This window comes from Haliscomenobacter sp., assembly GCF_033763495.1.
GTDB lineage: Bacteria > Bacteroidota > Bacteroidia > Chitinophagales > Saprospiraceae > Haliscomenobacter.
Window position 1 is genome coordinate 56,414 of record NZ_JANRKL010000177.1, and the last position, 19,765, is coordinate 76,178.

At 46.6% G+C, this 19,765-nt stretch carries 15 protein-coding genes; 3 read left to right on the top strand and 12 right to left on the bottom strand.

The annotated features are described in order from the left end of the window. Positions 1 to 47 precede the first annotated feature (47 nt). The 5 genes from SFV55_RS19070 to SFV55_RS19090 form a co-directional block, all read right to left on the bottom strand. Positions 48 to 3,395, bottom strand: a complete 3,348-nt coding sequence (locus tag SFV55_RS19070; protein ID WP_320031135.1) for a DUF4175 family protein — start codon at positions 3,393 to 3,395, stop codon at positions 48 to 50. A gap of 133 nt (positions 3,396 to 3,528) precedes the next feature. Next, a complete protein-coding gene (locus SFV55_RS19075) occupies positions 3,529 to 6,171 on the bottom strand; it encodes a M1 family metallopeptidase (RefSeq protein ID WP_320031136.1) in 2,643 nt (880 codons plus the stop codon). 169 nt (positions 6,172 to 6,340) lie between these two features. Then, a complete protein-coding gene (locus tag SFV55_RS19080; protein WP_320031137.1) occupies positions 6,341 to 7,123 on the bottom strand; it encodes an alpha/beta hydrolase in 783 nt (260 codons plus the stop codon). Between the two features lie 174 nt (positions 7,124 to 7,297). Continuing rightward, positions 7,298 to 7,600: an ATP-dependent Clp protease adaptor ClpS gene (locus SFV55_RS19085; protein ID WP_320031138.1), complete on the bottom strand. Its 303-nt coding sequence runs from the start codon at positions 7,598 to 7,600 to the stop codon at positions 7,298 to 7,300. Between the two features lie 83 nt (positions 7,601 to 7,683). Beyond that, positions 7,684 to 8,151 (bottom strand): peroxiredoxin, encoded by a 468-nt coding sequence (locus SFV55_RS19090; RefSeq protein WP_320031139.1) that lies wholly within the window; start codon positions 8,149 to 8,151, stop codon positions 7,684 to 7,686. A 71-nt stretch (positions 8,152 to 8,222) separates the two neighbouring features. Here SFV55_RS19090 and SFV55_RS19095 point away from each other — a divergent pair, with 71 nt between their 5' ends. Continuing rightward, positions 8,223 to 9,122, top strand: a complete 900-nt coding sequence (locus tag SFV55_RS19095) for a DMT family transporter (protein WP_320031140.1) — start codon at positions 8,223 to 8,225, stop codon at positions 9,120 to 9,122. A 543-nt stretch (positions 9,123 to 9,665) separates the two neighbouring features. After that, positions 9,666 to 11,180, top strand: a complete 1,515-nt coding sequence (locus tag SFV55_RS19100) for a hypothetical protein (RefSeq protein WP_320031141.1) — start codon at positions 9,666 to 9,668, stop codon at positions 11,178 to 11,180. Here the strand turns inward: SFV55_RS19100 and SFV55_RS19105 are convergent. From SFV55_RS19105 to SFV55_RS19135, 7 genes are all read right to left on the bottom strand, one after another. Then, positions 11,177 to 11,464 carry a DUF2442 domain-containing protein gene (locus SFV55_RS19105; protein ID WP_320031142.1) on the bottom strand — a complete coding sequence of 96 codons (288 nt, stop codon included), beginning with the start codon at positions 11,462 to 11,464 and terminating at the stop codon, positions 11,177 to 11,179. The genes SFV55_RS19100 and SFV55_RS19105 overlap by 4 nt on opposite strands. A gap of 1 nt (position 11,465) precedes the next feature. Next, a complete protein-coding gene (locus SFV55_RS19110) occupies positions 11,466 to 11,729 on the bottom strand; it encodes a DUF4160 domain-containing protein (RefSeq protein ID WP_320031143.1) in 264 nt (87 codons plus the stop codon). A 45-nt stretch (positions 11,730 to 11,774) separates the two neighbouring features. Beyond that, positions 11,775 to 12,509, bottom strand: coding sequence for a LytTR family DNA-binding domain-containing protein (locus SFV55_RS19115; protein ID WP_320031144.1), 735 nt, complete (start codon positions 12,507 to 12,509; stop codon positions 11,775 to 11,777). A gap of 9 nt (positions 12,510 to 12,518) precedes the next feature. Then, positions 12,519 to 14,486: a histidine kinase gene (locus tag SFV55_RS19120; protein ID WP_320031145.1), complete on the bottom strand. Its 1,968-nt coding sequence runs from the start codon at positions 14,484 to 14,486 to the stop codon at positions 12,519 to 12,521. A 169-nt stretch (positions 14,487 to 14,655) separates the two neighbouring features. Then, complete coding sequence (locus tag SFV55_RS19125) at positions 14,656 to 15,396, bottom strand: LytTR family DNA-binding domain-containing protein (protein ID WP_320031146.1); 741 nt, start codon at positions 15,394 to 15,396, stop codon at positions 14,656 to 14,658. Positions 15,397 to 15,622: 226 nt separating this feature from the next. After that, on the bottom strand, positions 15,623 to 17,281 hold the full coding sequence (locus SFV55_RS19130; protein WP_320031147.1) for a sensor histidine kinase: 1,659 nt from the start codon (positions 17,279 to 17,281) through the stop codon (positions 15,623 to 15,625). Positions 17,282 to 17,386: 105 nt separating this feature from the next. Further along, positions 17,387 to 18,994, bottom strand: a complete 1,608-nt coding sequence (locus tag SFV55_RS19135) for a VWA domain-containing protein (RefSeq protein WP_320031148.1) — start codon at positions 18,992 to 18,994, stop codon at positions 17,387 to 17,389. Positions 18,995 to 19,132: 138 nt separating this feature from the next. Here SFV55_RS19135 and SFV55_RS19140 point away from each other — a divergent pair, with 138 nt between their 5' ends. Further along, a complete protein-coding gene (locus tag SFV55_RS19140) occupies positions 19,133 to 19,765 on the top strand; it encodes an ankyrin repeat domain-containing protein (RefSeq protein ID WP_320031149.1) in 633 nt (210 codons plus the stop codon).

Sequence of the window (19,765 nt, forward strand, 5' to 3'; positions counted from 1 at the left end):
AGGAACTCAATCCCAGCATGCAATTTTTTTACCGAACGGGGTCGTTTTTACTCCCCCTTCAGCGTCTTAAAATACTCTTCCACCAAAGACTTATAATAAGGCTTCAGTGCAGGAGAAACTGTCTTATACGTCTCTACCTCCGAGCGGCGTTTTTTCAGGTATTCCTCCAGGGCAGGTGGCGATTTGCGTTGGTAATCCTGGGCGGAATCTGATTTGCGCTTTTCATCCAGTTCGCGTTCGCGCTCGGCTTTTTCGTGTTCGAGCAGGCGCGTGAGGATGTCTTGTTGGCGCTTGAGGGTTTCGTTGCTCAGTTTTTTATTGACCAGTTCGGTTTCGGTTTTGTCCATCTGATCCAGGATGTCTTGGAGCTCTTTGCTGCCTTTGCCTTGCTGTTGCAGTTTGCGCTGTTGTTTTTCCAGTGCTTTGCGGATGGCTGCTTGTTTGGCAGCCATTTGAGCAAAATCCTTGGCATTGGGGCCACCTTGACCATCCTTTTGGTTCATCTTTTCGCGGGCGTTTTGCATCTCCTTGTTGAGACCTTCCTGCCCGGGCGACATTTTATCCTTGGGGGTATTGCCCTGTTTGCCTTGTCCTTGATTTTGTTTGCCCGGGTTGGGGCAAGATTGGCTGCCCGACATCATGCCCGACATTTGTTGTTGCATGTTGTTGAGTACCTCGCTGAGCATCAGGGCCAGGTCGTTGAGGCCTTTCATGGTGCGCTGCTGGCGATCGGCGGCCATTCCTTTTTCACGCTCTTCCAGCAGTTCAATGCTTTCACGCATGTTGGTTTTGATCTCGCCTACTTTTTCCGTCACGAAAGACTCGATTTGATACACCCTTTTGCTGAGGGCATTGAGGGTATCTTCGGCTACGCGGAAGTCGTCCTTGATTTTAAATTGGCGCTGCACCTGCTGAACGTAGCGCGGCGTATTGATCTCGGTTTTTTTCAAACCATTGATCAAGTCTTCCTCGTCGAAGGACAAACCTACCAGGTTTTCGAGCAATTGGCGCAACATTTTCACGTCCTCCTGCATTTGCTCCATTTGGTTCGACTGCATTTGGGAGCGCATTTTGTTGGCCTTGTTTTTCATCTTTTGGGCCGCGCTCTTTTGTGACTTGGAGGACTTGCTGTTCTGGTTTTGTTCCAGTTGTTTTTCACTGTCCTTCATGTCTTCTTTGATGTCCTCCATCCCTTCTTTGGGGTCATCCATTTTTTGAGGGTTTTCGAGCTCTTCGTTTTTCTTCTCGATTTCCTCCATTTTTTTCTCCAGGTCCTCCAATTCTTTGGTCAACTCTTCCTGCTGCTTTTCGAGTTGTTCGTTGGACTCTTTTTTCTCTTCGGTTTTTTCACTCAGTTTTTCCTGTTTTTCGGCCATTTCGTCCAGCTTGTCGGCGGCCTTATTGATTTCCTGTTCCAGTTCCAGTTGTTTGAACAGCTCTTCCATCCGTTCCAACTCATTCTCGCGCTGCTCATTGCGGTCTTTCATCTCCTCCATCATTTCCAGGGCCTGGTCTTTCTCCATTTCCTGCATGAGTTTTTCGATTTTTTCCATGAGCTCTTTCATCTCTGGGTCTTCCAGCGATTCCATGAGTTGTTCCAGCATTTCCTGCTTTTCCTTGGTCTCTTCGGGCGTTTCGCCTAACTGTTCCTGGTTTTTCTTGTTTTCCTCAAAAGCTTTTTGGGCTTCCTTGATTTGTTTTTCCAGTTCTTTTTGGCGCTCCAGCAGTTTTTCCAATTGCTTGCGGGTCTGCCAATTGATGTCTTTTTCCTGCAAAAGTTTTTCCTGCAAACGACGGATTTCTTCCTGCAATTTTTTGGCTTCAGCCAAAGCGTCTTTCAGGTTGTCCTTAATTTTATCGTCGTTTTGCTCGGCACGTTTTTCCATTTCCTCCAGGGTAGGCATGGAGAAGACCATTACCCCAGTGCGTGCGGCTTTGCTGCCATTGACCGCATCGTTGTCTTTGATTTCAAAGTAATAGCTGAGTTCATCTCCGGGTTTTAGACCCAGTTCCATGGCGTCGAAGGAATAGTCAAAAGTGGTACTCTTGCCTTCGGGGCGTTGGATGGTGATGGACTGCAACTGGCCTGGATCACTTTTGGCTTTGCGGATGCGGTAGTTGAAAGTGAGCACGCGCAAACCGTAATCGTCACTGGCTTCACCCGCGAAATATTTGGCGTTGGTATTGGTGCTGTCATCAAAAGCTTGGGCGCGGATTTCGGGGTATTGATCGGGGATGATGGTCATGGAATAGGTCACCGAGTCTCCTTTGGGCAGGGCCGCATTGGAAACAATCAGTTTGTAAGTCTCATCCAGCATCGCTTTTTTGCCAAACAAAAACAGGTCGTTGCCCTGGCGGGTGGCCAATTGTGACTTGTTGCTGCGCGAAAAACGCATTTTGATGGCCTCAGTTGATTCGGTGTTGAAAATCCACTGCACTTGTGTACCAACTGGCAATACCAGATCGCCGATGCTTTGCAACACCTCATCCGTACGACCGATGTAATCCGGGTAATTGAGTTTGACCTGAAAATCGCGGATATTCGGCTTTTTGATCACCTCCAGCAAATAATTCCGGGAATCGACGCCGCCACCCCGCAAGGTAAAACGTACGTCTTTTTCCACTTTATTGAAGCGGTAGCTGAACTCATTGGGGCTGATTTTGCTCATGCGGTATTCGTAGTCGTCAACAACGATAAACACGTCATTGGGCAAAATCGCACCATCTACCTTGATTTCCAGATCGTAATCTTCGTATTGGACTACGGTTAGTTTTTTTTCATCCAACTTGAATGCAAAAGGAGCAGGGCGCAAAAACTCTTTGCCATTTTGAATCAAACGTTGGGTACTATCGCGAATAACAGAAGGAGCGGCAAACAACAAAACCAGGAGCACCAGGAGGGGGGGCAATGCATAACGCAGGTACTTGCGGTTTTGAGCCAGGTTGATGGCAGCCTGGAAAGGAACAGGCTTGATTTCCTCCGACTTTTGATTGATACTCGCCAGGATCAATTCTTTTTGATCAGCCTGGCTAGCTTGCTGATTGAGTTGGAGGATGTTGAGCAATTTGTCCTTGACATTGGTGAAGTGTTCCCCAATGATGGAAGCTGCTTTCTCATGGCTAATGACCCGTCCCAAGTGAAAATAGCGCAACAGAGGATCGATGACCCAATTGCCAAGGGCAAGGCCGCTGATGCCTAAAAAGGAATAAAACAGGATTTTTCGCCCGGTGGTATCGAAGTAGTAAAAGTACTCCAATACTGCGGCGATCAGGAATAAGCCCAAGATCGTGCCCACGCTGTACAAAGCGCCGCGAATCAGCTTGTTGACATAGTATTTGCGAATGAAAGCGTCAAGCTTTTCAATCAACAGTCGGTAATTGTCTTGCATTGCCATAAATCCCTCACTTAAAGTCAACTAAATAAAGCTACAATATAACGAAAGAAACGTGTGAAAACCAAATTTCCACACGTTCCTGACGGCTAACTTACCTAATAGACAACAAAAAAATCCTAAAGCTGGTTGAAAATTATTTTATCACAGGCAATTGGTCATAAACTGATTTCAATTCAGCGTTGGTTTCTTTGTTTTTGATGTCATCAATAATTTTGGCAATGCGATCTGCTGTGCCGGACAAAGTGGTTTTCTCCGTACCCGAGGCGCTCCGCGCTTTCACGCGAAAATCGTTGCGCAGGTCATTCAGTGCTTTTACCGCCCCAAACTTGCGCCACAGCGATGGGTCGCTGCTTGTGCCAAAGTTTTTCAGGGTTTCGATGGTTTTGTCAATGGTTGCCTGGTCTCCACCAGAAGCCAAAATCTGGTAACTTTCGAAGAAAGAAATAGCCGTAAATCCATCCACGTCCTTCAATCGTTTTTCAAAAAATGGCAGGTATTTGGCGTCACCTTTGTCGGTGTAAATGCCCGCAATCGCTTCGAGGAGTGGACCTTTAGCCGTTTCGCCCAGTTTTTCGGCCAAAGCCAAACCTTCTTCTTCGTTTTCCTCATAAATAATCCCCAACGCACTTGCGCGTACACTTGGAGCCTGTTCTTTTTCAAAGGCGGCTTTGGCTACTGCCAAGGTTTGGGGATCGCCAGTATCAGCCAATGCAGACAAGGCCTTGGAACGGACCTCGGAGTGTTTGTCATTCTGAGCCAAGTCGCGCAGCTTGGTCATCAGTTCCGGGCTGAGCTCCTGGGGCAAATTGTCCAGAGCAACAGAGCGAATGTAGTAAAAACGATCGTTCAAAGCTGTGTTCAAAAGGCCAGCCACCTGGTCACTTTCCAGGCCAATCAAACGTTCGATGGCCTCGTTGCGATCCATGAATTTGGGCGCGTTTTTAAATTGGAAGACCAGTTCTTCCTCGGTTTTATTGTCTTCAATTTCTGCCAGAAGTGCCCGGTCTGCATCAAAATTGATGAGATCAGGTTTGCGGCTGGAAGGGAAACGGAAAGTCTGCTCGCGCTGGTCAACCCGAATATCGTGGCGGGTGCTGCGGCCATTGGCGTATACATCAACACCAACCGGGAGAACAAATATACCAGGAACACCTTTTTCACTCTGGGTTTGGCTCACTGTTACCACTGCTTCCTTGGCGGCCTCATCGTAGCTGTATTCGATGTTCAATTTGGGGTGGCCTGCGGCGAAATACCATTGGTTGAAAAACCAGTTGAGGTCTTCGCCACTCACTTCTTCCATGGCGAGGCGCAGGTTGTGTGCTTCAACCGATTTGAAGGCATTTTGGGTCAGGTAGTTTTTCAGGGCAGTAAAAAACACCTCATCTCCCAGGTAACTCCGCAACATGTGCAAGGTCGCACCACCTTTGTTGTAGCTGTGTGCATCGAACATATCGTCTTTGTCCCGGACTCCAAAATGAATCAAGGGGTGTACGCCACCCGCTGCGGAACCCAAGTAACCGCCTTGTTCTTCCAGCAAATGATGATCGGCGAAATCGGACCCATATTTGTGTTCGAACCAGAGGTATTCAGAGTAATTGGCAAAACCTTCATTCATGGTCAGGTTGGGCCAGCTTTCGGTCGTCACATAGTCGCCAAACCAATGGTGGAACATTTCGTGAGCGACGATTTTATCATTGGAGTCGTCGATGAGCTCCCATTTGTGTTTTTGGATGAAGTCGCCAAAAATAACCGCCGTGGTGTTCTCCATCGCGCCCGATACGTAATCGCGTACAATGATTTGGGAATATTTAGGCCAGGGGTAGTTCACCCCCAGTTTGTTCGAGAAGAACTCCAACATCTCCGGGGTGTGAGCAAAAATATCGCGGGCGTCGGCTTCGAATTCAGGCTCCACGTAGTAGGCCACTTCGATGTTGCGCCACTTGTCTTTAACCACTGCAAAATCACCTACCGCCAGCATAAACAGGTAAGGAGCGTGGGGCAAGTCCATTTTCCAGTAATCGGTGCGGGTGCCGTCGGGGTTATTGGTAGAGGAAAGCAAAAGGCCATTGGAAAGGGTCTTAAACTTTTGCTCTACGGTAACGTAAAGCTCCTGGGTACAACGCTCGTTGGGGCGGTCGATGGTAGGAAACCAGCGGGAGTTCCATTCGGTTTCACCTTGGGTCCAGATTTGTTGGGGTTTGCCCTGTTCTTCATTACGTGGGTTGATGAAAAACAGCCCCTGATTCGAAGTGATGGCATCACTGCCACCATCGGCTTTGGGGCGAGCGGTGTATTCGATGTAGATGCTGTATTCTTCACCCCGATTGAAGGAGCGTCCCAATTGAATCACAATCCGCTGGTTGTCCTCATATTTGTACTGCAGTTGTTGATCCTTACCAGCAAATTGCACTTTTTTAAACTCCATGCCCTTGGCGTCCAGGGTCAGGGTTGAGGTAGGATTGAAGAAGGGTTTGAGGCGCAAGGTTACCTTTCCGTATACTTCTTCTTTGGCCCAATCAAAACGCACATCTATTTTGGTGTGCAGCAGGTCATTCACCCGCTTGGCCGTAGGGCTATAGGGGGATAAAGTAGTTTCTACTTCATAGTCTTCTTCTTCTCCTTCTCCTTCATCTGCCATGGATTCAATGTCCAGGGTATCCAGGTCCACTTCGGCAATCAATTCCTGGGCAGGTTCGGTTTTAGTCGTGACAGGTTTTTGGGTTGAGCACGCGCCTACAATCAAGGTGATGCACAACAACCACAAGATTTTTTTCATGCTATTGTCAATTTTTTCCGCGAAAAATAAGAATGATAGTTTGTATCAAAATCACCCGCTGTGGGGGATAAAAGAGTTGAGGAGTTTAAAAGTTGAGGAGTTTAGAACGTAGCGTCTAAGTCGCTGCGGTAGCCTAAACTTCTCAACTCCTCAACTCCTCAACTTTTCTCTATTTGCTTGCCGGCACCAATCCGGACACCTCCTGGAGGAAAGCGGAAAGATGAAGGTTGAATTCTTCTTTTTTCTCCATCATGGGTGCGTGACCACAAAATTCGATCAGGTGCAGCCGTGAATGGGGAATCATTTCGTGAAACTTTTCACCTACAAAGGCTGGAGTGACCTGATCCTGGCGGCCCCAGATGAGTAGAGTCGGTACTTTGATGTTGTGTAGCTTATCACCGAGATTGTGTCGCACTGCCGATTTGGAGGTGGCAATCACACGAATGGCCCGGTTGCGGTCGTTGACGATGCTGTATACTTCGTTGATCAATTCCTCTGAAGCGATGGAGGGATCGTAAAAGGTATCCTGGGTTTTTTTCTTGATGTATTCGTAGTCACCACGTTTGGGGAAGCTGTTGCCCATAGCGCTTTCAAACAAACCCGAACTACCCGTCAAAATCAAGGAAGCAATTTTTTCCTGATGCCCCAGGGTGTACAACAGCGCAATGTGCCCACCCAAAGAGTTGCCCAACAGATGTACTTTGTGGTAACCTTTGTCTTTGATAAAATCGGAAAGGTGATCTACCAACCCCATCACGGATACTTCCCGGATGGGTAATTCAAACATTGGCAGAATGGGGATCACCACATTGTAAGACTGGCCGAAAGCGGCAATGATCCCTTCAAAATTGCTCAAAGCGCCAAATAGGCCATGCAGCAGAATGAGGGTCTCTTCTCCGCCTTGGGTTTCAATATATGTGTATTTACCGTCCTTAATGGTAGGGTATTCCATTTATACTTATGCGCTAGGTGACAAAATAAAATTTCTGCAAACCATCAATTCCAGGGGTTTAAACTAAGCTTTTTTTGCTTAAACGCAAAAATAGGCTTTTAAATTTGTTTGGCAAAACGATGGAGCGCGCTTGCCTCAAGATTTGAATGGTTTGTTCAAAATAGATTCCAAATTTTAATCTTCAATGACCGCAGAAAGCCCTCGGTCAATCAAAGCGTCTTTTTTGGGCTTCAATTCTTTTTTTGGCGCAGTTTTGACGGTTGCTTTTCCTTTAAAATGGATGATTAAGGCCAATTGCTCGGCCTGATCCTGGGCATGTTCCAATACTTCTACAAAACACTGGATGACCCATTCAAAAGTGTTGTGGTCATCGTTGTACACAATCAGGCGGGAATGATGGCCCAAGAGCTCATCAATCTCATCTTCTACCAATACTTCTTCTAATTCTTCTACCTCAGGATTGTACGCGGTGATCATTGTTTTTTGAATGAATACTAGTTTAATGTGTGCTGTTTTGACCAGTTTTTGAGCTGGTCAAAACAGTCAGTTGTCACTAGTAATTATTGAAGTGCAGGCAGGGCTGCTTTTACATTGGCAAAATTCGGCATTTCTCCCGCATTTTCCAACACTTCGGCGTATTGGATTGTTCCATTACCGTCGATTACGAAGGCCGCACGTTTGGAAACCCCTTTCATGCCAAAAACGAAATCCTGATACAACGCGCCATATGCAGTTGAAACCCCCTTGTTGAAATCAGACAACAAAGGAAAATTCAGGTTTTGGTCCTCTTTAAATTTAGCTAAAGTGAAGGGGGAATCCACAGATACTCCTAAAATCTGAGCATTCAAACCCTGATAAAAGGCAATGTCATCGCGCATGTTGCACAATTCGGCAGTACATACACTGGTGAATGCCATTGGAAAGAACAACAAAACAACGTTTTGTCCTTGAAAGTCTTCCAACTTCACTTCTTTTTTGTCGCTGGAAAACAGCGTAAAGGCTGGAGCCTGATCACCAACTTGTAGCATGATTATCTGAATTAATGGTAAAAATGATTTTATCTTGCCTACCTAAATGCACCAAGTAAGGGAATAGTTCAATGACAACAGCACAAAAAGCGTACCTCCAACTGCATTTGGCAGTTTTGCTATTTGGTCTTACCGCCATTTTGGGAAAAATGATTCAATTGAGTGCCCTGGTGCTGGTGTGGTGGCGGGTGTTGATTACATCCCTGAGTTTGATGTTATTGATCAATGTATTCAAACTGTTGAAGACATTGCCTCGCCGGCAATTGCTGGTTTTGGTGGGCATCGGGACTATTGTGGGTTTGCACTGGTTGGCTTTTTATGGTGCAATCAAATTGTCCAATTCCTCGGTTGGGGTATTGGCCATGGGGTCCACTTCCCTCTTTTCAGCCATTCTGGAGCCCTTGATTTTGAAGAAAAAGTTCAATCCGCTTGAATTAGGCCTGGGTTTATTGATCATTCCCGGGATGGCTCTGGTGGTCAATGGTATCGATTTTTCGATGGTAGATGGCCTCGTGGTGGGCGTCATCGCGGCATTGTTGGCGGCGCTATTTGCCATTTTGAACAAGCCCCAGGTGGCCAACCTCGATGCCATGAGCATCACTTTTGTGGAATTGAGCAGTGCCTGTTTGTTTTTGGGATTGGTGATTGTGGGTTCGGGTTTGAGTAGCACGGGATTTCCGGTCATGGTGCCTCCGCACTGGAGTGATTGGGTTTATTTGTTGGTATTGGCCTTGTTGTGTACTACTTTTGCTTACGTTCTGTCTTTGAACGCATTGAAACACCTCTCCGCTTTCACCGCCAACTTAACCATGAACCTGGAACCGGTTTACGCCATCGTGCTCGCCTGGCTTTTGCTGAATGAAGACAAAGAAGTCAGCACTACTTTTTATTGGGGTGCGGCAGTGATTATGGCGGTGGTTTTCTCCTATCCGTTTTTAAACAAACTGGAAAGAAGAAGCACTACCACTTGATTTTTTTGCCTGAAGCTTTTCGTTAAATATTGTTTATCAAAATTTTACCTGCTTTCCAATTGGGTTTCCCCGCAATTCTGCGTTGGAACTTGCAGCCTCTTTCTGGTACTGTCTACTACTCCGGGTCCCGCTACCTTTGACCCATGATTTTTAATAAAAGAGGATCATTGTTAACAAAGGGTGATTAGCAAGACCGGGGGAGGGCAATCAAACCCTCTCCCCTGCTTTAGCCAAGGATCATTGTTTATTGAAAATCCAGCTACCAGGAAAGGTTGTGTAAATTATAGTTTCTATGTAAGGCAAGTTTAGGCTCATCCTTGAAGCTGTTTGAGTTTATATCGCGAGCTCCAAACAGCTTCTTTGATGGGCTCTTTTTTTGCCACCTCTTGTTTTTTTCAAAAAAGGGCAGCATATTTGAACCAAGTATTTATCCATTGCTTGCCTTTATTACCATTTCCAACCGCAACCTTTTAAACAATTTCCATTTGCACTCAACCTGTTTGCAAACAGGCATTTTTTCGTTCGTTCAACACTGAGGGTATTATGGAAGTTATCCAGGATTTGGTTGATCTGGTCAGCCGCAACAAACTCAAATCCATTGAATTACTTGGGCAAGCCGAGCAGGGCAGGATTTCAATGGTCAATAGCCTTTATGTAAAAATTGCTTCGCGGGAGTTTTGCACAGATGAAGAGGCTGCCCAATATTACTTTAGTGCTGCTCCTACCGATCACGCCTACCGCAAGCTCAAAAACCAGCTCAAGAATCGCCTGGTTAATGCGCTGTTTTTCATTGATGTCAAACAAGCTGGTTACTCTGATTGGGACCGTGCTTACATCAGCTGTTGCAAAGAATGGGCAGCAGTAAAAATTCTACTCAATCGGGGTGCCAGCAAAATAGCGGTGGACCTGGCACTCAAAATATTTAAAAGAGCGGAGTACTACCAGTTTTCGGAATTGCTGGTAAACATCAGCAAAATCCTACGCCTCTATTATTCCACTCGCCAGCCGGATGCCCGCAAACTCAAGTATTACGATGAACTGCATACCCAATACGTCCAACTTTGGCAAAGTGAAAATCTGGCCGAAGACTTGTACATCCGCTTGGTGTACAGTCATTTGTTCGATCAAAATGCTTCGACTGAACCCTCCCCTGCCAGAGCTTACTACGAGCAATTGGCTCCACTACAGGAACAACACCGCTCTTATCATTTTTTGCGCCATGTGTATTTGCTCAAAGTAGCTGCCTTGATGGCTGAAGTCAATTACACCGAAGCAGTTCTGGCTTGTGATGAAGCATTAGCTGAATTGAGTAGTATTGAATTTGTTCCCAAAGTGGCGTTTTTGACTTTTTTGTACCAAAAGCTGGTTTGCCACATTCAGCTCAAAAATTACTCCGAAGGGCGAATGGTAGTGGAAAAAGCGCTGGAACTGGAAAAGGAAGGTTCCTTCAATTGGTTCAAAAATCGGGAATTGTGCCTGATCTTGGCTCTACACACCCACAACTACCCGGAAGCACATCAGGTTTGGCAAAGTGCAAGCAGTCACCCATCGTTCCATACCTTGGGCAAACGCGCCCTGGAAAAATGGAAAATTTATGAAGCCTGGCTGGAGTACTTGCTTTTTATTGGCAAACTCAAATCCAGCTCGGTGGAAGCAAGTGGCAAATTTCGCCTCAACAAGTTTCTCAACGAAGTTCCTATTTTTTCCAAAGACAAACGGGGCATGAACGTCCCCATTCTAGTCATCCAAATTTTGTTCCTCATTGCCCAAAAACGCCACGATGTGGTGCTCAGCCGCATCGAAGCAATCGAGCGGTATTGCAGTCGTTATTTGAAACAGGATGAAAATTATCGTTGCAATGTCTTCATTCGGTTGTTGTTGCAAATTCCGAAGGCGCATTTTCATCCTCAAACTGTACTATCACGGTCGGAGCGCTATTTGAAATTGTTGGAGCAATATCCCTTGCAGATGAGCCCGCAGGGATATGAGTTGGAAGTGATTCCGTTTGAAGAGTTGTGGGCGATGGTATGGGGAAGTTTGGGGAAGAGACGGGCTTAGTGGGGTGTGGCAGAAACTGGGGTGGCGGCTTCGAGAGCCCAATCATGGAGGGTGTCTGGACAAAAATCTAAGCCATTGGGCCAAACCAAGGTTTCTGCCTCGGGGTCAAGTTGAACCTGGGTGAAATAATCTTCCTGTAGCAACTGGCTAAAAGGACTATCGGGAGAAGTCGCCCAGGTTTGGAGACGCTCTTTAAAGGGAATGGCGAGGATTTCGCCCGTGTTGTAGCGGACGGTGATGGTGTAGGGTTCTACATGAAGGATTGATTTAATAAGGTGGATCATGTCAATCTAATGGGTTTATTTTGAAAAACTTGGGATTATCAGACTGTGCTGTTTCCCAATTTGCACTTAATTCTTCTTTGTGCAAAGATGCCCATTCTTTCACTAATTGTAAAGCCCTTTTTGGAAGATTTCCTTCTTGTAGCTCACAATTATTGATGTAAAAGGTAGCTGTATAGTCCCCATACTTTGCATGGAAATGCGGTGGGAAATGGTCTTTCGCATACATGTAGATGATAATTCCGTAGAATCGACTTAGTTCTGGCATTTTTTCTTTAAAAATACAACAATAATTGTTTTAATAAAATATTTTTCAAATCTTTTCCAAAAAACTCTTCCGCTTCTGCTGCGCCACCGGCACTTGTGCCCCATCCCGCATCAGGGCATAACCTCCGTCCTTGCGGACAAAGGATACCACAAAATCCAGGTTGACCAACCAGGACTGGTGGGTGCGAAAAAAGCCATGCGGACTGAGCAATTCTTCAAACTCCTTTAAGGTTTTGGCGACCAGGACAGGAGCCTGGTCACCAACCTTAACGTGGGTATAATTGCTGTCGCCCTGGCAATAGGCGATTTGGGCGATTTCTACAAAATCTATCCGTTCTGAAGAAGGAAGGGCAATCCGGGCCGCCCGGGGATTTTGCCCCAGATGGCTCATTAGCACATCTATTTGCTGCTGAAAACTGCGCGTTTGCAGTCGCTCCCGAGCTTTGTGTACTGCGGCTTGTAAATCGGCAATGTCCAAGGGCTTGAGCAGGTAGTCCAGCGCCGAGTATTTGATGGCCCGCAGGGAATAATGGTCGAAAGCAGTGACAAAAATGACTTCAAAATTGTAGCCCTTCAAAGCATCCAGCAATTCAAAGCCATTGCCGCCGGGCATTTCAATATCGAGGAAAATCAGCTCGGGTTGCTGCGCCCGAAAATGTTCCAGGGCATGGCTGTTGGTCGTTGCTGTTGCCAACACCTGTACTTCGGGGCAGTATTTGGCCAGCAGCAAGCGTAGATTTTCCAGGTTGTTGTGCTCATCATCGACTAGAATGGCTTTCATCGTATTGGGTTATTGGGGGATGTTGATGATAATGCGGGTGCCTGGCTGTTTTTCGTTTTGTCGGCGATTGACCACCTCCAGGGTGATTTTTTTGCGCAAGCGCAAATTCAACAAACGAATTCGTTCCGCACTCAGGCTCATGCCGTGCAATTTGGGTGCAAAATCGCTTGGACTTTTGTGCTCCTGACTTGCCTTGATGCCCTGGCCATTATCGGTGATTTCACAACGCAGGTTTTTGCCCTCTTGGTGAATCCAAACTTCCAGCTTTGGCTGCCCGGGATGCTCCCGCAAGCCGTGCAAAATAGCATTTTCCACGTAGGGTTGTAGCAGCATGCTCGGAACTTCAGTGTTGAATACATCCAGGTTTTCAGCCACTTTGATGGTGTATTCAAAAGGGCTGCGCAAGGCTTCCAATTCACAATATTGCCGCAGGTGCGCCAATTCCTCTTCCAAACTGATGTAATCCTGCTCCGAATGGTACAGGGTATGCCGCAAGAGTTTGGAAAACCCACTGAGGTAACGATTGGCCCCCTCCTGGTCGTTTCGATTGACCAGGGATTGGATGGAGGCCAAGGCGTTGAAAAGAAAATGAGGATTGAGTTGGGCCCGGATGCCGCGCAGGGCGAGTTGGGCTTGTTGGCGTTGGCGTCGGATGCGGCGGTTGCGGAGAAAGAGAAAAATAATCAACAGGGAAAGAGTAGCTCCAAAAGCGATGGCAAAATAAAAGATTTCTTCGGCGGTAAATGCACCTGATTTGGGCAGATAAAAATGCCAGGGGAATATTTGGATCGTACCATCGCTGCCTTGCATATGGATGCCGAATGCGTACAAAAAATAAACAGCTTTTTTTTGACTGAAAAGCAGGGCAAAAAAGTATTCTTTTTGGGTCTTCGGGTCTACTGCAAAAACATCGTAGTTAACTTTATTTGCTCCATTCAAAGCATAACGATTCTCATTCTTGTACACCTTGGCGATGTTTAAACGATGCCCACTATAAATCAACTGATCGCCTACGATCTGGACGTTTTCTGGGGGATCAATAGTTGAAAGCTCAGGAATAAAACCTTCTCTAAATTCGGAGTATTTCTTTTGTAGTGATGTAGGCAAGGTAGTTGATTCTAAGCGATTTTTTCGAATAAAAATCCTGGGGGCATTGCCAAAATCTCCCCCCCAACCGATGTTATGAACGGTAAGCGTATCGTTTTGATATTTCAGCCACATCTCTCCTACTGAATAAAAGTCTTCCATTCTTGTGCTCAGCGCATAAATGTTTTGGAACTGGTATATTCTGGAAAATTCCGAGTAGTGAATTGGATACATACTTTTTTCCGATTGGCTGGTCAAAATCCCGCGAGGGAAAAAAGCTACTATTCCCTTCTGCCCCCCTTTACCTTTTTTTATTTCTTGCCAATACCCCAACAGTGCTGCTGGGATTGCCTCCAACTGCTCTGCATTTTTGACCCAGTCTTCGGAAAGTATTCGTTTTGGAATGTTGATGTTTTCATGATGCCCCAAAGGAGGCCGCGAGCTGGTAGTGCGACTATAATTGATCGCCCTTTCTCTAAACTCCCGAGGAGTCATTGGCCCTGGATTTAATCTTTTTAGGGTAATGAATTCTTTTTCTAACACTCCTGGTGGTAGAAAATAAAAACCCGTCTGGCAGCGGATTTTGAGAAAATCATACCCTTGGGGAATTAATTCAAGCGAACAAAGCACTCCTCTAAAATTAATGGAAATTAGAATGGTATCTCCTCTTCTGGTAGTACCCTCAATGTAGGGCCACATTTGATTATCCCGCAACAAACAGTGCCGATAGAAGCGTAAGCTATAAGAAGTCCCTTCATAATCCCAGCCCCCTTCGATTTCCGTAGCAATATTTACAGTAGGCCAAAAGGGGTTCTCTTCCCTTAACTGAGCAAGCAGAAAAAATGGGCAGACTAAGAAGATGAACAATAAACTGATCCGATTCCTTTTCATAATTTTTATTTTCTACAAATATCATCTGCCTGCTCAAAGGCATTTTAGCATTTGATACCTTCCCCTCATCCACTGAGTATTCCACCCATTTCACTGAGCCCCTAAAATACAAAAGACATCCCCAAGGTGGAGATGCCAGAAAAATGAGAGTCGTGTGTTCTTACCTTTTTCATTTCAAACCCGCCAGCACCTCCCCTTTTTGCCGCAAAGATACTGGCACCTCCGTACCATCAGTCAGCAACAGCACATCTCCATCGCGTTTGAGCAGTGAGCGGATGTACTTGCGGTTGACCAGATGCGACTGATGGGTGCGCAGAAAGCCGTATTCTGTCAGCAGGGTGGTAAACTCGCGCAGGGTTTTGGAGATCAACAACTTGCTGCCATCTTCCAAAAACACGTGGGTATAGGTGTTGTCGGACTGACACCGAATGATTTGGTCGGGCTCCACAAAGTCGACCCGATCAATGGATGGCAGGGCGATTTTGGGCTGTTGTTGGGGGTTGCGGAGGTTGTCGAGCAGGGCTTGCAGTTGTTGGTTGCCCCAGCGTGCCTGGATTTTTTGTTGGGCGCGTTCTACTGCTACTTTTAACTCCGTAGGGTTGACGGGTTTGAGTAGGTAATCCAGCGCAGCAAACTTGATGGCCTGGATGGCGTATTTGTCGTAAGCGGTGACAAAAATGACCTCGGCGCGCACGGGTTGGATGGATTCGAGGAATTGGAAGCCGTTGCCGCCGGGCATTTCGATGTCGAGGAATAGGAGGTCTGGGGTGTGGGTTTGGTACAGGGTTTTGGCCTCGGTGGCGCTGTAGGCCTGGCCGAGGATGTGGACTTGAGGGCAGGTTTCAGCGAGGACTCGGGAGAGTTCGCGGTGGTTGTGGGCTTCGTCGTCGATGAGGAGGGTTCGGATCATAGGCTTTGCTTGTCCCACGACTAAAGTCATGGGTTGGGTTTTATGGTTGCCTCCCACGGATAAATCCGTGGGTTGGCGTAAGTTTCAGGATGGTGGAAGACCACACACTCACACTTTCACACTATCACACTCACACCCATTCTTGGTTGCCTCCCACGGATAAATCCGTGGGTTGGCTAGGTTCTTGAACGGTGGAAGGCAATCACATACTCACACTCATTCTTATCTATATGGGGATTGACAGTTGTACCAGGGTTCCGGTTTGATTGGGTTTCAAGTGGCTGCGGTCGGTAATTTCGAGAACAATTTTCTGTTTTTTACCGATGTTAAGTAATTCGATGCGTTTTTGGGTGGTGCTGATGCCTTGGTGGCTGCGTTTGTAGCTGGCGGGCTGGCGGTCCCTACTCTCTTCAATTCCAATGCCGTTGTCAACAATAGAAATTCCAATGCGATCCTCTCCTTCCGGCCACATGTTGATGCAGAGTTCTTTGGGGAAGGAACTGGGACGCAAGCCATGTAATATGGCATTTTCTACAAAGGGTTGCAAGAGCATGGTGGGGATTTCGATGTTTTGCAGGTCAAGTTCGGGGCGAATGTCAAAGCGGTAGTCGAAGGGTGTGCGCAAGGCTTCCAGGGAACAGTATTTTTCGAGTGCAGCTACTTCGGAGGCTACATTGGTCGTTTCCTCCACCGAGCTATCCACCACATAACGCAGGAGTTGAGCCATTTCGTTGAAGTAGCGATTGGCGGCAACTTTGTTGTCCTGATTCATCAGGTCCTGAATGGAGGTCAGGGTATTGAACAAAAAATGAGGATTAAGTTGAGCGCGCAGGCCAGCTAGGCTCAATTGGGTCTGTTGCTGTTGGCGGCGCTTTTTTCTATTAGTGAATAAAAAATAGATGATAAGCGCAACTGTCAACAGAATAAAAAAGAACCCTAGTTTCAACATCCTGATAAATTGTCGAAAGTGTTGCATCGGGTCTTTTAATTCCTTTTCGCCCAATTCAAAATAGTCTTGCCAAGCAGCATTTGGGGAGCTTTCAATGGTTAAACTCAAACTCCATTTTCTACCACCAGGCCCTTTTTCCCGCAACACGAAATAACCGGGCCTTTGGGTGTTTATGTCAGTAGCAAAAATGCGGTATCCTCTTCTACGTTTGACATCAATTTCGCTTTTGTATTGAATTTTCCACCATCGATTCGCTGCATGGACCATACTGTCATTGATCGTCGCCATCAATTTTTCTTTACGGCTGGACGATAAAGAGTGTGTGTAATATTTTCCTTGCAAATATTTGGGAAGCTCTTGTTCTTCTGTTCCCGAACGTTCGTACATATTTTCTACCTGTGGCTCAAAATGGTATTGTTTTACCAAAGGATAAACATTCAACATATCATCTCCTGTTCCTGGCCCAAATTCCCTTTTATTCAAGACAATCACTGTCGTATCAAAATTCACCATCCCCCAAATAATACCAATTGAATCTTTTGACATAAATCCAAAGATGTGGCAAATTCTCATTTTGTGGAAGAAGTAATAGGGCAGGATATCATAAGTTGGCTCGGTACCGAAGGCACTCCAATATTGAATCCACTCTTTGGGTACCTTCTTGTCACAGTTGGCTGACTGCATCCAATTTTCATCAATTTGTGTAAGCGGAGCAAGCGATAAATTGCGAAAAGACCGAGCAGTATCGACTCTCACCAAATCCTTCACCCAACTAACCCCATTCAGGTATGGTTTTACCTGTTGAATAAAGTGGTGTTTAAAGGTATCTCTTTCAATGTTTGGATTCTTTTGGCCGAATAACGCGCTTGATGATAGAATCAATAAATGAATACAAACCAGGAATTCAATTTTCAGTATTTTTTTACCGTTTTTCATGCCAGTATTTTTGAGTACCCTACAAAAGTACACTGGCACTAAAATTAAACTATTCCTGATTAGAATTCGCAGGGGATGAAACAGAATTCGTCGGTAAATCCTATTTTAGGTACCATGTAGAACTTTAGTCAACTCTTTCACCACCCCCTTTTTTGCCGGGTCATACACCCAATTGGTATCAAAATAACTCAACAGCTCCGTGTTAGGATCATTAGACAAGGTAAGGCTGTGAAATTGGGTGGCGTTGTTTTGCTGAAAATAACGCACCTCTTCCAGCACTTTTTGATCCACCCGGTACATGATAAAATCGGAGATGACCAGCACATCGGCATCGCGGTAGTTCTCGGTTTTGAGTTGGCGGATGGCCTCGTAAAGGGGCAGTGAAATGTCGGTACCCCCGTGGAAAGACATGCGCAGGAACTTGGCCAGCGCGTCAATGGAATTGGCAATGTCGTACAAATCCAGGGTTTTGATGCCAATCGAAAAATTGATCAGGTAAGCCCGGCGGTTTTCCCGGGTGGCCATTTTCAGGATGCCCAGGCAAAGCACCTTGGCGATTTGTTCGGGGCGTCCCATCATCGACTCGCTGGTATCCACACACACGATGAAAGGGCCTTTTTCGCGTTGCTTGATGCGTTGATGGACTTCGGTATAGTTTTCGTTGCTGGGTTGCAGGCGGCGGTCTTCGAACTGGAGGGTAAGCAGGTTTTTGCCTAGCCATTTGTGCATAAAGAGGTCTTCAGTGCTGGCATCACCCAGCAATGCAGCTTCCGAACTCAACAGGTGATTCAAATCGCCACTTTCTTTGATGCCCGTTATCTCCGCTGGGGTCAGTTCGTCGGTGATCCATTCCTGGCGGATGATGGTTTTTTCAAACGTTTCTTCCTCCATTTCAATTTCGGCCTCTCGCAGGTTGCCCAACAAATCGGCCAATTCCTGGATGGATTTTTCATCTTCCAGCAATTCCTGGTATTGTTGGATGACGTCGAAAGAGCTGTCTTCCCAGAGTGAGCGCGACATGTCCCAGCCCAGGTAATCGGAGAAAGGGCTGATCAATTGCAGGAGTTTTTGGTATTCCTGCACCTTGGCATCGAGCAGGTTGAGGTAATTGTCCAGTTCTTCGCCCAGTTTGGAGATTTGGTATTCGAGGATCCGGGCTTGCACCAAAGCGTCCCATTGCGCGAGCAGGTCGGTCAGCAGCATTTCCACCCGTTGGCGTTCATCGGCGGGAATGTCCTCCAGGGCTTTTTCCCCAATGAGGGTTTGAAAGCGTTGTTTGTAAAACAGGGCATCCAAATCCTCACGGCGGTAGTGGTTTTCCAGGTAGGTAATCAGTATGGGCCAACGTTTGACGAAGAGGTGCAGGGGAGTAATTGCCCAATTGTCGATGCGGTTGAGGTCTTCCTGGTAAGGGTTTTTGTGCCGCATTTTATCATAGCTCTTGCGCAGCCAATACAGGGTATCCAGTACCACCTGCTGGGAAATGCGCTGATTGCGCTGGCAAATGGGCAGGAGGTCGCGCAAGGCAAACAGTTGATCGAGCGCAGACTGGAAGTAGCGAAAATACTCGTCCTTCAGTTCGGGGATGTTGTAGGAGCCTGGACTGAGTTTGTTTTGCAGGTACTGCACAAGGTAGCGCCGCATCTTGCGGTCGAGGATGCTGCCAAATTCGATAAACCGTTCGTATTCTTGCTCCAGTTGGGTCTGATTCATATTTGCATAAACGAATATCGGTAAAAAGTGTTGAGCCCAGGATAAATTGATTTCGATCAAGAAAATCAAACAAAAAATACAAGCAATTGATTCTTTCTGATATTTTTTGTTTATTTGAGGAAAAATTAAACAAACCGCATGATCGAGTTGCTAAAAAATGTCGACCTGGCTGGTATTCAATCTGCCCTGACCCAAAATCCGGCACTGGCCAATACCGAAATCTCCATTGAGCACATAGGAGGCTCACCGGCGCACCCTCTACACCGAATTTGTGATGGCGTTTTTCACAAGGTGTATTCCGATGCTCAAGGGCGGCAAATGGCAGAGCTCTTTTTGGCACATGGGGCCAAAGTCGATGGCAATGATCCTCAATTGTTGAAGGATACGCCCCTGGTGGCAGCAGCCAGCTTACACGCGGATCAAGTTGCCTTGTTGTACATCGAAGCGGGGGCCAATATTGGGCATAAGGGCTGTCATGGTGGCACGGCTTTGCATTGGGCGGCCTGGTGCGGGCGGCCTGAACTGGTCAAAAAATTGATTGAAGCGGGTGCTGAAATCAATTTACTTTGCCATCAGTTTAAATCGACGCCCTTGTTTTGGGCGGTACACGGTTTGCGCAGTGCCGAAGGCAAAAACCTGGAGCAATACAAGGCCATTGTCAAAATGCTGCTGGAGGCTGGAGCGGATCAATCGGTACCGAATTTTGAGGGGTATTTGCCGAAGCAGGTGTGGGATGGGGATGAGGAGTTGAAGGGGTGGTTGGAAGTTTAA